Annotated in this window: 12 protein-coding genes; 5 read left to right on the top strand and 7 right to left on the bottom strand. The window is 33.3% G+C overall.

Annotation, left to right across the window (positions count from 1 at the left end; all coding sequences use genetic code 11):
* Positions 1-51 precede the first annotated feature (51 nt).
* The 7 genes from HDR40_RS05615 to ezrA all read right to left on the bottom strand — a co-directional run bounded on the left by HDR40_RS05615 (position 52) and on the right by ezrA (position 11,960).
* A complete protein-coding gene (locus HDR40_RS05615) occupies positions 52-1,758 on the bottom strand; it encodes a cell division protein (protein ID WP_290627370.1) in 1,707 nt (568 codons plus the stop codon).
* Positions 1,759-2,121: 363 nt separating this feature from the next.
* Complete coding sequence (locus tag HDR40_RS05610) at positions 2,122-5,400, bottom strand: SLAP domain-containing protein (RefSeq protein ID WP_290627368.1); 3,279 nt, start codon at positions 5,398-5,400, stop codon at positions 2,122-2,124.
* Positions 5,401-5,753: 353 nt separating this feature from the next.
* The gene (locus HDR40_RS05605; protein WP_290627366.1) at positions 5,754-6,464 is read right to left on the bottom strand and encodes a pseudouridine synthase; all 711 of its coding nucleotides are present in this window, start codon (positions 6,462-6,464) and stop codon (positions 5,754-5,756) included.
* A gap of 106 nt (positions 6,465-6,570) precedes the next feature.
* The gene (locus tag HDR40_RS05600; RefSeq protein WP_290627364.1) at positions 6,571-7,683 is read right to left on the bottom strand and encodes a hypothetical protein; all 1,113 of its coding nucleotides are present in this window, start codon (positions 7,681-7,683) and stop codon (positions 6,571-6,573) included.
* A gap of 68 nt (positions 7,684-7,751) precedes the next feature.
* The gene (thiI, locus tag HDR40_RS05595) at positions 7,752-8,969 is read right to left on the bottom strand and encodes a tRNA uracil 4-sulfurtransferase ThiI (protein ID WP_290627362.1); all 1,218 of its coding nucleotides are present in this window, start codon (positions 8,967-8,969) and stop codon (positions 7,752-7,754) included.
* A 9-nt stretch (positions 8,970-8,978) separates the two neighbouring features.
* Positions 8,979-10,133: a cysteine desulfurase family protein gene (locus tag HDR40_RS05590; RefSeq protein ID WP_290627360.1), complete on the bottom strand. Its 1,155-nt coding sequence runs from the start codon at positions 10,131-10,133 to the stop codon at positions 8,979-8,981.
* Positions 10,134-10,217: 84 nt separating this feature from the next.
* On the bottom strand, positions 10,218-11,960 hold the full coding sequence (gene ezrA / locus HDR40_RS05585; protein ID WP_290627358.1) for a septation ring formation regulator EzrA: 1,743 nt from the start codon (positions 11,958-11,960) through the stop codon (positions 10,218-10,220).
* A gap of 285 nt (positions 11,961-12,245) precedes the next feature.
* On the opposite strand from ezrA, the gene rpsD reads away from it, so the two are divergent.
* The 5 genes from rpsD (at position 12,246) to HDR40_RS05560 (ending at position 15,858) form a co-directional block, all read left to right on the top strand.
* Positions 12,246-12,857, top strand: coding sequence for a 30S ribosomal protein S4 (gene rpsD, locus HDR40_RS05580; protein WP_290627356.1), 612 nt, complete (start codon positions 12,246-12,248; stop codon positions 12,855-12,857).
* 106 nt (positions 12,858-12,963) lie between these two features.
* Positions 12,964-13,437 carry a YueI family protein gene (locus HDR40_RS05575; RefSeq protein ID WP_290627354.1) on the top strand — a complete coding sequence of 158 codons (474 nt, stop codon included), beginning with the start codon at positions 12,964-12,966 and terminating at the stop codon, positions 13,435-13,437.
* Positions 13,438-13,439: 2 nt separating this feature from the next.
* Positions 13,440-14,750, top strand: coding sequence for a replication-associated recombination protein A (locus HDR40_RS05570; protein WP_290627352.1), 1,311 nt, complete (start codon positions 13,440-13,442; stop codon positions 14,748-14,750).
* 294 nt (positions 14,751-15,044) lie between these two features.
* Positions 15,045-15,329, top strand: coding sequence for a hypothetical protein (locus HDR40_RS05565; protein ID WP_290627350.1), 285 nt, complete (start codon positions 15,045-15,047; stop codon positions 15,327-15,329).
* A gap of 52 nt (positions 15,330-15,381) precedes the next feature.
* Complete coding sequence (locus tag HDR40_RS05560) at positions 15,382-15,858, top strand: universal stress protein (protein WP_290627348.1); 477 nt, start codon at positions 15,382-15,384, stop codon at positions 15,856-15,858.
* The last annotated feature ends 118 nt before the right edge of the window (positions 15,859-15,976 follow it).

The following is a 15,976-nucleotide window of genomic DNA, read 5'->3' as shown; positions in this document are numbered from 1 at the left end:
TGGAGGGTAAGTCAAATAGCTTTTTACCTATGCCTTAATTTTCAAATTGAATTAAGCATTATGTGAGAACCTTATTTTAATCCCATATATTATCATTCCTACCCAAGATAAAAGACTAATCCATACTAGGATCCAGAACCATGTTGGGACTACAAAATATAAGATAGCAGTATTATTCCCTACTTTACTACGTACAAGTGGTTGATAAATTTTATTCTTAGCAACATTTGTTTTATCTTTACCGTTAACAATTAAGCGGGACTGTCTATACATCACAATTGGCAAGTAGCGCTTCTTGGTAGACTTACTTTGCCAATATACATAGAGTCTATCACCCTTAACTTTATATTTATAATGTTTGATGTTTTTTAGTACATCTTGTTCAAACACAGCATTTGTTGTTGACGTATTTGACGGCAAATAATCCGGCTGGGCTCGCAATGATAAATCTAATAATTTTCGACTATTTGTTTCATATAAAATCTTTCTAAATTGGGTACGATCCTTAGGCATTTGGTAATAATCACCATTCGTGATAACAACCCTATCATTAAGATATAAATTAGTAAAATATCGATTATATTTTATAGTAATAGCTAGATTTTGTCCTGCTAATACTAAAAGAATAAGAAAAGCCAGGATTTTACTCTTAAGACCATATTTAGAATTTAGATAAGTAATCGTAATTCCAATTGCCATAAAAATTAATGGCCAAGCACCTATGGAAAAACGATAGGGAAATTGCAAAGAAGAACCTAAACGAGGATATTTTGCCTGTATCCTGGCCCAAGGTATTAACCGTGAACCAGCAATAAGCCAAAACATGGCAACCCCCGTTGATAAAGTATTAAGAGGATTCTTCTTGAAGTGAAACAAAATATAAATTACTTGCAAAATAATTACAAGAACTATACTCCACAAAACTGCTGCATGGTAATTATACTTATAAGCAATTTTAAGAGAAAAATAACTCAAACTATGGACATTAGGCAAAGCCAATTTATTACTGTGATAAAGCAATAACATGGCACCCCAAATATTAGCTGTTAGTAAAATTGCGATACCAATTGCTTTTAATCCAGAAAAGACTACTTGCTTCTTATTGTTATTCTTCACTAGTCCATATACCGCAAATGGAATAATTGTAATTGTTAACATCAATGTGGACCACAAATGAATTTGAGCCAAAATTGACATTATTAGAGCAAGCTGAAACCAATGGATAGGCTTTTTATGATCTTGCACCATATTAACGGCCTGCATAATCACTAATGGGGCTAAAGCTCCACCCCAGCCCATAAAGTTAAAACGTTGAAAAGAAACAACAAAACTACTTTCTGTATAAATTAAACTTAGCAGTAAAGCAATCCATTTATCGGTCTTAACCTTTAAACTTAGCTTGTACATTGATACTGCTCCAATCATTTGGACAATTAAGATTGAGACAATATCAAATCTATACCAAGTACCACAGATTAATAGTAACAGTCCATTTAAATAGGCAAAAAATGGGCCATAAACGGCGTTAAAAATGCGTCCTGTCCGATATAAACCATAATTCATTTGAAAATATGAATAATTTCCAGTTTTAATCTGAGCCATTGCATCATAAAAACGCTGAAAGTGAATCATCGTATCACTACCAACAACTGTTGCCCGATATCTCAGCTGATAACCGATACCAAGAAGAATGACCACTAACATAATTCCATATGGTATACACCTTAGTACATAATTTTTTAAATTCTTTTTGTGCATTAATATCCTTCCTTTTTAAAGCGAAGTCGGTATATTAAGATAGTTTACTACTTATTGGAAAAACAAAAAACATACTTTTTAAGGAAAGCATGTTTTTGGAGGTTATTTTATCCTAAAAAAATAAAGCCGCACTATTTAGTGCAGCTTCATAGTTAAAACTTAGTATGTGGGAAGATTTATACTAATATTTTACTTAATGCTCTTTAACTCGGTAAAAACTGAATAAGTAACTTCAAAATAGCAAAATGCTTTCTGTGTATGAATATGTTTGGAGGAGAAAGTATCTATATTAAAATTATTTCAATTTTACCCAGCAAGCTGAGCATCAAATTTAATTATTAATCATCGTTAAAAACAATCTTATTACTTCTTCAAATTTAACTTACTTGCAGGAACCCAATCATTTTTGCCAGCAATCTTATAGTAAGTCTTACCATTAACAACTAACTTTTCATTAAATGAGTAAGTGCGGCTACCTAATACATAGTCACCGTTATTCTTACCCAAACGATCAACCGTTGCTACCTTATGATTTAGCTTAGCTTTGATAGTAGCAGTCTTCTTTACAGTATGAGTCTTAACTTTAGTATTAGCCACCTTAACAAAGCTATTGTTCCTAATCTGGTAATACTTCTTACCCTTAATAGTTATCATATTAGTTGGCTTGATAGTCTTACCACGTTTGATCCATGTTAACTTAACTCTCTTACCATTCTTATCATAAATAAAAGCATTATGAGTTAATTTTACTGACTTAGGAACACTAGTATTCTTAGTTGAGTTATTTGTCTTAGCAACAGTATTAGCTACCTTAACAAATTCGTTTTCGCCAATTTGGTAAAATTCTTTACCCTTAATAGTGACAACCTTAGCTTTTGAGTAAGCTTTAATTGAGTCACCTTTAGTTAAGGTCTTAGTTTCACCATTGACAGTAATAGCTTTACCATCTTTATCGTAAACATAAGCATTGTGGGTTAAATTTACAGGTTGAGCTTCATCTGCTGCCTTCTTTAATTCAGCGGCTTTCTTGGCTGCTTCAGCTTGTTCTTGAGCTTCTTGAGCAGCAAGTTCAGCAGCTTCTTGTTCTTGACGTTCGATTTCAGATAATGCATCTTTGGCCTTAGTCAACTTATCTTTGGCATCAGTTAATTCGTTGTTAGCTGTATCATAAGCTTCTTGGGCTTGCTTGACCTTAGCATCTGCTTCATCTTTAGGAGCTTTTAATTCTTTTAGCTTATCTTGTTCTGTCTTCAAAGTATTTTCAGCTGTTGTTACTGCATTTTTAGCTGCAGTCAAATTGCTTTGAGCAGCCTTTAAAGTTTGCGGAGCATTGACAAGTGCATCCCTCTTAGCAGTTAAGTCTTTTAATTCACTTTGAGCTTTTTCAATAGCAGCTTGTTTATTTTTAATACTTTGTTCTAAGTCGCTCTTAGCTTTATTAGCATCAGTAAGTTCGTTCTTAGCATCAGTTAATTTGTTTTCAGCAGCTTCAACATCTTGTTGAGCCTTAGTTTGATTTTCTAATGCAGCCTGTAAGTTACTAGTCTTAGTATCATTGGACACAGTCAATGAAGCTAATCTAGCTTTCTCTTTTTCTAAATTGCTTTGTTGAGTTGGTAACTCATCTTGAGCTTTCTTAATTGCCTTTTGAGTATCAGAAATTGCAGTTTTAGTATTAGAAATTGCAGTATTAAATTCATCAATACTATTTTGTAAATTAGTTACATTAGTTTTAGCAGTATCTAAAAATTTTTGCTTATTTTTTAAATCTTCTTGCTTATCTTTGATGTCAGTTTTATCTGTTTGAATAAATGATGCATTTTCTGGATTATAGCTATTTACTAAATTTTTGTAATCAGAAATACTGAAACTATCATAGGGATAATGTAATTCATCATCTTTATATTCTGGTCCCCATTCTTGATCTATATGATCTATTTTTACTGAAATTGGATAAGATACTGTATCTCCAATTATATCCGTAGAAGAGTTAGGACCACTAACTGCCATACCTACAGAATGCTTATTTGGTTCTATCATAGATATGTAGTGACCAATTACTTGATCTCCATCACCACTTATAGTTAACCCATGAGCAGCCCAAAATTCATTATTCTTATTCCACTGTTCTTCTGTTAAATTACCTGTATCATATCTATATTGTGCATATTCTGGATGTTCAGCAATTAAATTATCAATATACTCTTTTTCATCCATATATAATCCTACTTGAGACGAACCATATGCAATATCTTCTTCAGTTCCATAAAACGGTCCATCTTCAGGATGATTAATTGGATGATCAAAATTATGGCTGTTAAGATAATCAGAACTCATCATCGCAATAGCCACCGCAGTTAACGATATTTGTGGTTGAGACAAATTATATTCAGATCGAACTTTTATCCAATCATCAAAATCATTTAGCGCTTCTTTCATACTACTTAAAGAGGTGGCATCATCAGATTGTCCTAACGATACTCCATTGTTATACCACGCTAATTTAATTCCTTTACCATTTGTAAGGGTATCATAATTAAACTCTGTCACTCCATTTGGTAGGTTAACAACCACTTGACTGTTATCCTCAGTAAATTCTACTTTTGGCGAATTTAATTTACCATCTTCGAAGGTTACATTGTATCCAGGTACAGCCTTCCCCTCATTCATCACAACACTATAAGCCATGCGAGCATCTTCACGTTGTTCATCAGTTAAGCTAGTATCTTCAGCTAGACTCTTAAAGAAACCAGCAGCACTATTAGCAATATCTTGATCTTGTGCCAATTGAGTTTGCGCATTAGTTAAAGCTTTTTTGGCATCATCTACCGCTTGCTGGGCATCTTTTTGACTTTGGGTAGCTTTAGGCAATTGCTTATTAATATCATCAAGTTTAGTTTGATTATCTTTTAAAACATCCTGATTATGTTCTAAAGTCTTTTGATTAGCAGTAATACTATCATTTAAACTCTTAATATTATTTTTATAAGTCTCAATTGCTTGGTTAGTCTCATTAATCCCCGTATTATTCAATGCATCCTGCGCATTCTTAACTGCAGCATCAGCATCAGACTTGGCATTAGTCTTAGTAGTTAAGTTAGTTTGTGCACTATTAACATCACTATTAGCTTTATCAATTGCAGCTTGTTTAGCTGGAACTTTTGCTTCAGTATCCTTCAAGTCTTGTTGCTTGTTAGAAATTTCAGTACTCTTGTCATTAACTACTTTCTTAGCTGCAGCAACATTAGAATCAGTTGCTTGATCAACTAACTTTTGAGCATCATTTACCTCGTTTTGAGCATTTGTTTGTGCATCTTTTTTCTTATTCAAGTCAGATTGTGCAGCAGTAACCTTAACATCTTGATCGTCATATGCTTTATCAGGAGCTTGAGCGTCCTTTTTAGCATTATCTAAGTTTTTAGAATCAGTATTTACTTTAGATTGAGCTTGATCAACCTTAGTTTGAGCGTTTTTAATATTATCCTGCGCAATTTCCTTTGGAGATTGTGCTTTTTGAGTGCTATTTGCATTAACATCCTCATTAGTAGCAGCCTTAACATTACCGCTTAAGTTTGCGCCTGCTAACAATACAGTAGCTAGGGTAGCAGTAGTTAAACTTGTAAGCTTTGCTTTTTTGTTCATTATCTTCATCTTCTCCACTATTCCATACAATAAGTATTCAGTACCTTTATTGACACAATATTGTACATATTGCACTATTTTTTACTTTCTGTCTCGAAATATGCCAAATTGCAACGATAATTGAACAATTAATTTTTATGTACACAAAAAATAAGTATGTGTATCCGCTCACAACATGATAGTTATTCTTTTAAACTATAATTTTTTTATACTAATTCAAGCAAAAAAATACCCTACAGTTTTACCTGTAGAGTATTTAAGGGAAGATTTTATTTAATATTTTTAGAAATTATTTCTTGATATACAAGTTGCTTGTAACATGCCAGCCATTATTCTTAAACCAAAAAAGCAACCTAACGAATATTTTCAACTTCTGCTAGGCTGAGTTCACGATATTGGCCACGCTTCAAATCTTTATCTAACTTCAAATTACCCATTTGCAGTCTTTCAAGTTCTAACACTTTCATACCACATGCACCAAACATACGCTTGATTTGATGATATTTTCCTTCGCGAATATTAATTTCAATCTTAGCTTGGTTAGTCTTAGGGTAAGTTTCTAAAATTGTTAACTCTGCTGGTTTTAAGATAGTACCATCACCAAGAGTCATTCCACTAGCAAATATATTGATCGTATCTTCATCAGGAATTCCTGCAATTAAAGCCTGATAAATCTTATCAACATGTTTTTTCGGTGCCAGCAACTCATGCGTCAATTGACCATCATTAGTGAGCATTAATAGTCCCGTTGTATCCTTGTCCAATCTTCCAACTGGTGCAATTCCTTGATATTGGTCTTTTTTCTTCAATAAATCTAAAACTGTTTTTTGACTTCGGTCTTCAGTTGCTGACAAAACACCCTTCGGCTTATTTAGTAAGAAGTAATGATATTTTTGGTAAGCAATCTCTTTACCATCAACTAAAACTTCATCACCCTCTGCAACTTTTTCTTTCGGAGCTTTTACTTTTTTACCATTGATTGTAATGATTCCCTGCTTAATTAGCTTATGAACTTCTGAACGCGAGCCAACGTTCATATTTGCCAAATATTTATCAATTCTCATTTTTATCACCATTAATACGCTAAGTTATATTATTTTATCTATAGACTAACAAATTATACTACAATCAAAAAAAGTCCTTAATATTTGATACTAAGGACTTTTTATTTTATTTTTTAACTACTTTGTTTTTTTCACCACTTATTGTGTTTTTTATCTTAATTACTCGATCCATATGGAGCAGATTAGTATTCTTACGGTAACGAGCTGTAGCAGATTCAAACAAAAGATAAGTTTCCCCATCTTTAGCAATAATTTGTTCCAGATATGGTGGAAGTGAAACAATTTTATCAGCGTCTGCGAAATTAAGTTTATAATTCTTCTTATTCAATTTGTTTTTAAAAATTAATAATTGAGAATTATTGTCACCGTATGAAGAAGACAATACAATATCATTCTTATCAAAACTAATCCCTTGAATTTGGGTGTAAGTGGACCAATTTTCATTTGGCACTGCGAGATTGTTATCCTTCTTATCTTTCTTTAAGAGACCTTTGCTATTAAGTTTATAAGCAAAAAGTTGACCACCATGAACTTTATCAAAATATCCTACATAAAGTTTATGATTGTGATAAGTCATATAAGATGTTCGCTGTGGATTGGCTAAATTAGTTCCATTATGGAACTTAATTGGTTTCTTTTGAGTTTCAAAATTATAATTTTCAATTTCATTTAAAGTAATCGATTGGACTTGGGCCCGCTTAGAGCTATTGATAGTTGCTACCCATAAACGATCATGGTCATTGTCGTAAGCAATTCCCCCTACGTGATCAAGACCATTTAAGGCTATAGTTTTAATAAATTCCCCTGTTTGAAAATTTAAAACCCATAGTACTGAATCAAATTTTTTGCTTTTACTATAAGCTGAAATAATCAAGTACTTATTATGAATAATTGCTAACCCTTGTGGATCCATATCCCGAGCAATTCCGGGCTTCTGTGTTTTATGGTTAACAGCTGCTGACTTAATTAAACCTGGAATAACATAAAAAGCCGGTTTTTGAGTAAGATCCAAATTCTTATAAACATCAGGATATTGCTTTTGTAATAAAGACTTAAACTCTTTAGTCGAATAGGACGCTGGACGCGTACTAGTATTGTCGACTACAGCTGGCTCCTTAGTATTCTGGTGGGAGTGTATAACAAAAACTGCTATCCCACAAACAATTAAAATTAAAGCTACAATAAATTTCCAAGATAATTGCGGTTGTTTTTTTTGCAAGATTCTATTTTCCTTCTCAAACTTAATATAAAAATACTACCCATTAACATACGGGTAGTATTTTAACATTAGAGTAAACTCATATCAATCTGTGCTTGATCATCTAAGAAGGTTTCGTTTGGATAAATTGGAGTTACTTCAATTCCATCCATTGCTCGTTGAAGTAAGCCTTCAACATCAAGTCTAGCTTCTAGCTTTCTAGCTTCTTCAAGCTTAGGTTTAGTTTTTGGACGAGGTGGGGCAAAAATGGTACAACAATCTTCAAATGGTTTAATTGACAAATCAAAAGTACCAATATCTTCTGCCAACTTAATAATCTCCGTTTTATCCATAGTAGCAACCGGTCGAAGAACAGGAGTAGATGTTACATCATTAATTGCAACCATTGATTCCAAAGTTTGAGATGCGACTTGACCTACAGATTCACCATTAAAAATAGCCAAACCTCCACGCTTAGCACGAATCATATCTGCTAAACGTAGCATAAAACGACGTTGAATAGTCATTAAGTAACCTTCTGGTAACTTTTCTTTAATTTGTTCTTGAATTTCAGCAAATGGAACAGCAATAAAGTTTATCTTACCTGAATAGTTAGCTAAAATGCCGGCCAATTCTTTAGCCTTAGCCAAAGCTTTATCACTAGTATATGGTGGACTGAAGAAATGAACCATTTCAATATCTACTCCACGCTTAAGAGCTAAATAAGAAGCAACAGGAGAATCAATACCACCAGAAAGCATCATCACAGCCTTTCCTGCAGTACCAACTGGCATCCCTCCGGCACCCTTAATTAATTGATTAGAGATATAGATTGCATCTTTTCTAACTTCAATACGTAAAACCATATCTGGTTTTTTCATCTTAACCTTGAGATTATCCATATTATCAAACAGATAATCACCAATCATTTCATTAATTTGATTAGTATCATATTCAAATTCATGATCACTACGACGAGTATTAACCTTAAAAGTCATCCCATCTTCAAAAGTATCTTGCATTAATTCTAAAGCAGTCTTTTTTACTGCTTCAATATTTCTTTCAACCTTGATAGTTGGAGAGTAAGTTTGAATACCAAAAACTCGCTTAAGACGATCATCAATTTCTTCAAAAGATGCACCATTTAAGACAATGTGCAAACGATCATGCTTAGGATGAATTTCAATTTCCGGAAAATCATTGAGTAATCTCGTAATATTCCCAGCTAAACGTCCAATAAAGTCCTTACGATTTTTTCCTTTAGTAGAAAGTTCGCCGTAACGAACCATTACTTCTGTATATTGCATTATTTCACCTTATTTCAAATGATTAATTTCTGCGAAGTGTTTATAAATCTTATCAAATACTTCAATAAAATGGTCAGCTTCTTCAACACTATTACTTGGATCAAAGCTTAACCGAATTGCACCAGTTGCAATATCATCAGGTACCTTCATTGAATTAAGTGTACCACTTTCAACACCGCTTCGGGAAGAACACGCACTAGTAGTAGAAACAAAAATATCCTTTGACTCAAGTGTATGCACCAAAGTTTCTCCACGAATTCCTTCCATACCAAAACAAAGAATACTTGGTACAAAATTATCATTCATTGGCGAAAAGATATGTAAGCCTGGTTTATCTTTCAAGTAATCAATAATTTTAGTTTTAACTGTAGCTTCTTTTTTAGCATTTTGCTTTTCATCTTCAAGGTACAAACGCATTGCCTTGGCAGTTGCTGCAATCCCTGCTAAGTTCTCGGTACTTGAGCGTAATCCTTTTTCTTGACCACCACCATCAACTAAAGGATCAATCATCTTGCCCTCTTTTTTATAAAGGATACCTACCCCACGTGGAGCATGGAACTTATGAGATGACAAACTCATCAAGTCAACACGAGGTGTAAAAACTTTATCCCAAACATTTTTACCAAGAGCTTGAACATTATCAACATGAAAAGTTACATTAGGATAATCTTCCAAAATTGCACTAATTTCTTGAATTGGTTGAATAGAACCAATTTCATTATTTACTCCCATAATAGAAACTAAAATAGTCTCTCGATCAAGAGCTTTCTTCAAATCTTCAGGATTTACACGACCTTCTTTATCAACTGGTAACATTGTTACGCGAAAGCCCTGTTTTTCTAAAGCGCGAACACTGTTAGTTACAGCCGCATGTTCAATACTAGTAGTGATAATGTGATTACCAAAATCTTTCTTAGCTAATGCAGTACCCTTAATAGCCCAATTATCAGATTCACTACCACTTGAAGTAAAGAAAATTTCATATGGTTTAGCACCAATTAAATCAGCAATTTGTTTTCTAGATGCTTCTAATAACTGATGAGAACGATCTCCCATTTTATGAAGACTAGATGGATTTCCCCAAATTTGTGTAGCAACTTTATCAAATGTATCCAATGATTCAGGATAAATTTGGGTAGTTGCACTGTTATCAAAATAAATCATGCAGTTACCTCCAAAAAAACGGCCATCAAAAATGACCGTTTAATAAACAAATTTTATCTTACCTTAAGTAAGAAACAATTTCAATTATTCCTTCTCATCTTGATTAGCAAGTTCTCTTTCTTTTTTATCAGAATAATATTCTTGCTCAAGACGTTGGAATGATCCTGGTTCAGCTTTTTCAATTGCAGTAGCAATTATATCAAGAGCTTCCTGATATTCATACTTATTTTGATATAAATTATAAGCTTCTTTTCGAGCTCTTTTAATTTCTGGATCATTCAAGAACTTGTTAGAATACTGCATTGTTAGTTCTACTAAATCTGCAGCACTTAAAATCTCATTAGCTTCTTTCTTAAGACGTTTGATATCTTCTTGAATTTGAATCAATTCATCAGAAATATGTTCCATATTGATTCTAACCTGTTGTAATTCTTTGCTAGTACGTGTAATTTCGTTGACTACCAAAGTATACATTTGAACAAAACTCTCTGGTTTTCCAGGTAAATTTCTTCTTTCCAACTTGCGATAAATTAATGATACTTCTTGCTTAAACTTTTCGATAGAATCATTAGCAACTGCTTCTGCATCAAACAATCCATCAACATCTTCTGAAATTTGCTTTTCACGTTGATCTATTTCTTCAAGTTTCTTTAATAGACTAAGCCACTTATTTTGAATTTCAGAATAAACGCCCTCACCATCAGCAATCTTTTGACAATCAGTTCCAAAATCAACATTTAAGTGGTTAACTTCACTTTCCAAAGTTTTAGCTTCTTGCAATTCACCATGGGTTAATTCATAACTTTCATCAATATGTTGTAGTTTAGTTACTAATTGAGATGAATTATGGGCACTATGACCTAATAATTCAACAATTTTATCTTGATTTTTATCAACAAAAGGTCGTGCTTTAAATTCTTTAGTTAAGGTACCGTACAAATTATCAATTTGGCTAGCAATAATTTCGTTGTTCTTTTTAACACCTTCAATATTCATTTCGCCTAATGTAATAAGATTACTGTCAATTTGATCATAAATATTCTTAACTTCATCTAAAATATTAACTTCCTTAATCTTATACTTTTCCTTGCGCATCTTTCTGTAAGTATCACTAATTTCTTCCAATTGTTCTGGGAAAGTATTTTTTAAGTCATTATCAAACTTTTTAATTTGAGGAAGTTGTTTTTGAAGCCTTTTAAGTTCGTCATCAATTTGAGTCAACACACGCTTAGCCTCAACATGATCACCTTGAGCTGAAAGATTCTTAACTGAGTCAAACTCGCCTTCCATCGTAGTAAGCTCATCTTCAATCTTATCCAGTGCAACTTCATAATTATATGACTTTGCTAAGACTTCCTTTCTTAATTCCTGATACTCCTTAAGCAAAGAAGTATATTGAATTTGATTATCTCGGTTAGATTCAAGTAATTCAGTAAAAACCTTTTTACTCTCTTTTAAGTTAGTGTGAGCACGTTCATTAATCTCCTGTGCTTCACTAATCATTTTTTTAGCTTTAAACAAACTATAACGAGAGTTTTCAGCCACACCTTGTTTAAGTAATTGATGTAAAGTACCTATATCTTGCGTCTCAACACTTTCGTATGTCTTTTTCCACTTATTAAAAGTCTCAAGACTTTTACCAGCTAACTCCATTTTTTCTAAGCGCTTGATATCTTCTTTAACAGACAAATCATTTAAATCAGCACTAGCTTTTTCTATTTTATCCAGCTGGTTAGTATTAGATTTATTAACCATTACTGCTACTGCAACAGCAGCAATAATCAAAATGATAATTACTATTATTGTTATTGATAGTCCAGATGACATAATTTCCTCCAAATTTCTTGATTTCATTATAGCAAAAAATTAATTAAGAAGTATTTAAAAAATATTCAGTGATGCTTGATTTAATTATCTTTTATCTCTATAATATACGACGTGTAAAATATTTGCAGCAATAAGTGACAAGAACGTCAACATCTTGGGACGTTTAGTGAACGAGTAACCCGCCGCTGCACTGGGCGAAACATGCAACTCAAGATGCACGAATGTTGAACTTATTCCTTATATTTTACTCCAGAAATTTATTACATTTTATGGAGGATTTATTATATGTCAAGATATACTGGCCCAAGTTGGAAGCGTTCAAGACGTTTAGGTATTTCCCTTTCCGGTACTGGTAAGGAACTTAGCCGTCGTAATTACGCACCTGGTGATCACGGTCCTAACAACCGTGCTAAGGTTTCAGAATATGGTCAACAATTAAAAGAAAAGCAAAAATTACGTTGGATGTTTGGTTTGAACGAACGTCAATTCCAAAACTTATTCATTCGTGCAGGTAAGATTCGCGAAGGTAAGCACGGTGTTAACTTCATGGCTTTACTTGAAAGTCGTTTGGATAACATTGTTTACCGTCTTGGCTTGGCTAATACTAGAGAACAAGCTCGTCAACTTGTTAACCACGGTCACATTTTAGTAAATGGTAAGCGTGTTGACATTCCTTCTTACGAAGTTAAGCCTGGTGACGAAATTAGCTTAAGAGAAAAGTCAAAGAACTTGCAACAAGTTAAGGACGCTCTTGAAGCAGTTACTGCTCGTCCTGCATTCGTATCATTTGACGAAAACAAGATGACTGGTACTTTAGTACGTCTTCCAGAACGTGACGAAATGGAACCTGAAATCGACGAAGCACTTGTTGTTGAATGGTACAACAAGAAACTTTAATTTCTATTTCTTTTCAAAAGTCCCTCCTTTCCGGATGGGACTTTTTTTGTATCTAATTTTTATTAAAGTTGTTAAACTAGATTATATAGAAAGAGAGGTATTTTTTATGACTGAAGATTTAAATCAAAGACTTGAGCAAGCTTCTCGAAGTGGTAGTGGTCCTCAAACTAAACCCGATGAAAGAAGACGTTTTTTAGGTTCACTAAGAGAACGCACCCTAGTAAGAATGTCTATTGCTCAGACTCAAAATCCCAAGTGGCAAAAAATATTTTTAGATCATTTAAGTGACTATAAAGATTACACTATTTTAATTAATGGCAAGATGCCTCAAAATAAATTTATTGGCCAATTAATGAGTGAATGTTCAAAATATGGTGATAAGTTCACTATTATCAGCGATAATACTGCTCAAACAGATCCTGATGCAACTGGTATTTTAGTGGTTGCTAAGACCGCTATTAATCGTATGCGAATTGAAATTAATCAAGTATACGCTCCTGAATTTCCTACTGATCAATTAAACGCCCCAAAAGAACATAAACATCATTTATTTGAAAAATTATTTGGTAAAAAAGATTAACCATGCAACCATTAGCTTATAAAATGCGTCCTACTAACCTAGATGAGGTTGTTGGCCAACAACACCTGGTAGGACCCCAAAAAATCATTCGTCGAATGGTCGAAGCTAAATTACTTTCCTCCATGATTCTATACGGACCACCTGGTATTGGTAAAACCAGTATTGCTAGTGCCATTGCTGGTTCCACACAATATGCTTTCAGAAAATTAAATGCTGCTACCGATAGTAAAAAAGATTTACAAATTGTCGCCGAAGAAAGTAAGATGAGTGGTACGGTTATTTTGCTTCTAGATGAAATCCATCGACTTGACAAAACAAAACAAGATTTTTTATTGCCCCTACTTGAATCAGGAAAAATTATTCTTATTGGTGCTACCACTGAAAATCCCTACATTTCTATCTCCCCTGCAATTCGATCTCGTTGCCAGATATTTGAATTACATCGCTTAAATGAAGCCGATGTAAGCTCTGCAATCGATCGCGCCCTCTCAAATCGAGAAAATGGCTTAGGCAATTATAATGTTGAACTAACATCTAACGCTCGCAAGATTTTAATTGAAAAGGGTAATGGAGATTTAAGAGCTACCCTAAATGGATTAGAGTTAGCAGTTCTTTCTACTAAACAAGAATTAGAATATGCTGGCAAAAAAGTAGATAAAATTTTAATTGATGAAATAAATATGGCAGATTCGCTACAAGTAAAGAGTCAAGATTATGATGCAAATGGTGATGGACATTATGATTTAATTTCTGCCTTTCAAAAATCTATCCGCGGTTCTGATACCGATGCTGCTCTATACTATCTTGCCCAATTATGCGAATCAGGTGATTTAATATCTATTTGCCGACGGCTTACTGTAATTGCTTATGAAGACATTGGACTTGCCAATCCACCAGCTTGTCAGCGTGCAGCTACAGCCATTCAAGCAGCCCAAACAATTGGTCTTCCAGAAGCTAGAATAGTTTTAGCCAATACAGTAATTGAATTATGTCTTTCTCCTAAAAGTAATAGTGCCATCATGGCCATTGATCAAGCTATTAATGACGTTAAAAGCAAAAAAAATGATCCTATTCCCACTAGCTTAAAAGATGCGCACTATAAAGGCGCCTCAAAATTGGGACATGGTGTTTCTTATATTTATCCTCACTCTTATCCTAACGACTGGGTCGCTCAACAATACCTCCCAGATAATTTACGAGAAACTTCTTATTTTTCTCCAAAAGGTAACTCAAAATTTGAGCAAGCTCTTAAAAATCAATATGAAAAGTTGAGAAAAATGCAATCTGATGGTTTAAAGAATAATCCAAGTTAATTTATTGACAAGATAAAAGAATTTGCTAAAATATAATATGGTCTGAGTTGATCGTGAAGTTTAATAATAAAGTTGACCGATCAAACAATAGACGTTGGAGCTTATGAATAACTACCGAATCGGAATACTAGCTTGTCCTAGGATCCATATTCGCTGCGACATGGGCTCAAATTTTGAACACTGCGGGTTCAACAAGCGTCATTATTCGAATCGTCAACTCAGATTTCTTTTGAATTTTAAAGGAAGCGGCTTTCAGCCGCTTTTTTCATATCAAATTTTATCTGGAGAGTTTTTATGGCAGTAAAAATTTTAATGCTGATTTTTGTCGTTTTCCTTTTCTTAACTGCATGGTATTTTTTATTTGCACTTGGTCAAGAAAAGTTTTTAATATTTAATATTAGTCAAAATGATAAAGTAAAGAAACTAATTAAAACAACCGCAATTAGTTTAATCATAATAGGGTTTATTGGCATCATTATTTTGTTTACTTTAGGTAAATATTATAATTTCATCACTTTATTTATCAGCGCAATGATTATGACTATTTTTTCTTTTAGATTTACTAGTTTAAATAAGTAGGTTGATTTAGTAAATTTTTGGTAAAATAGATTGAAGAAAGGTGGTCAACATTATGTTAAAACAATATCAACATATTCAAGTCGCAGTAGATGGTTCCAAAGAAGCCGAAGTTGCTTTTAGCAAGGCCGTAGAAGTTGCTAAAAGAAATGGCGCTACTTTAGAAATTTTGCACGTTGTTGATACACGTGCATTTCAAGACGTTTCTAGTTTTGACTCAGCAATGATTGAACAAGTTTCTAAAGAAGCTCATGACAAAATTGAAGATTATTACAAACAAGCACTTAAGGCCGGTGTTAAAGAAGTAAATTATTCAGTAGAATTTGGTTCTCCTAAAAATATTATTGCTCACTCCTTCCCAGATGAGCATGATATTGATTTAATCATTATTGGTGCTACTGGATTAAATGCAGTTGAAAGATTATTAATCGGTAGCATTACTGAATATGTAACTAGAACCGCAGACTGTGATGTTTTAGTAATTCGACATCCTGAAGCTCAAAACGTCGACATTAAAAAGAATCAAAACTAGAAAGAGTCTGGGAAAAAACTAGCTTCCTAGACTAAAAAATAAGAGCAAGAATTCTATTTTTAGAAATCTTGCTCTATTTTTGTGTCTTCTTTTTGTTAAAATAGTCCCTTTTAGGACT

The organism is Lactobacillus sp., assembly GCF_014803895.1.
The sequence above is the reverse complement of the archived record's forward strand: the minus strand, read 5'-3'. Positions and strand labels throughout refer to the sequence as shown.

What these genes read in the sequence shown, in the direction of transcription:
- HDR40_RS05575 (WP_290627354.1), top strand. Translation starts at nt 12,964, where the DNA reads ATGACTGAAGATTTAAATCAAAGACTTGAGCAAGCTTCTCGAAGTGGT.
- HDR40_RS05615 (WP_290627370.1), bottom strand. Translation starts at nt 1,758, where the DNA reads ATGCACAAAAAGAATTTAAAAAATTATGTACTAAGGTGTATACCATAT.
- rpsD (WP_290627356.1), top strand. Translation starts at nt 12,246, where the DNA reads ATGTCAAGATATACTGGCCCAAGTTGGAAGCGTTCAAGACGTTTAGGT.
- HDR40_RS05565 (WP_290627350.1), top strand. Translation starts at nt 15,045, where the DNA reads ATGGCAGTAAAAATTTTAATGCTGATTTTTGTCGTTTTCCTTTTCTTA.
- HDR40_RS05610 (WP_290627368.1), bottom strand. Translation starts at nt 5,400, where the DNA reads ATGAACAAAAAAGCAAAGCTTACAAGTTTAACTACTGCTACCCTAGCT.
- ezrA (WP_290627358.1), bottom strand. Translation starts at nt 11,960, where the DNA reads ATGTCATCTGGACTATCAATAACAATAATAGTAATTATCATTTTGATT.
- HDR40_RS05560 (WP_290627348.1), top strand. Translation starts at nt 15,382, where the DNA reads ATGTTAAAACAATATCAACATATTCAAGTCGCAGTAGATGGTTCCAAA.
- HDR40_RS05570 (WP_290627352.1), top strand. Translation starts at nt 13,440, where the DNA reads ATGCAACCATTAGCTTATAAAATGCGTCCTACTAACCTAGATGAGGTT.
- thiI (WP_290627362.1), bottom strand. Translation starts at nt 8,969, where the DNA reads ATGCAATATACAGAAGTAATGGTTCGTTACGGCGAACTTTCTACTAAA.
- HDR40_RS05590 (WP_290627360.1), bottom strand. Translation starts at nt 10,133, where the DNA reads ATGATTTATTTTGATAACAGTGCAACTACCCAAATTTATCCTGAATCA.
- HDR40_RS05605 (WP_290627366.1), bottom strand. Translation starts at nt 6,464, where the DNA reads ATGAGAATTGATAAATATTTGGCAAATATGAACGTTGGCTCGCGTTCA.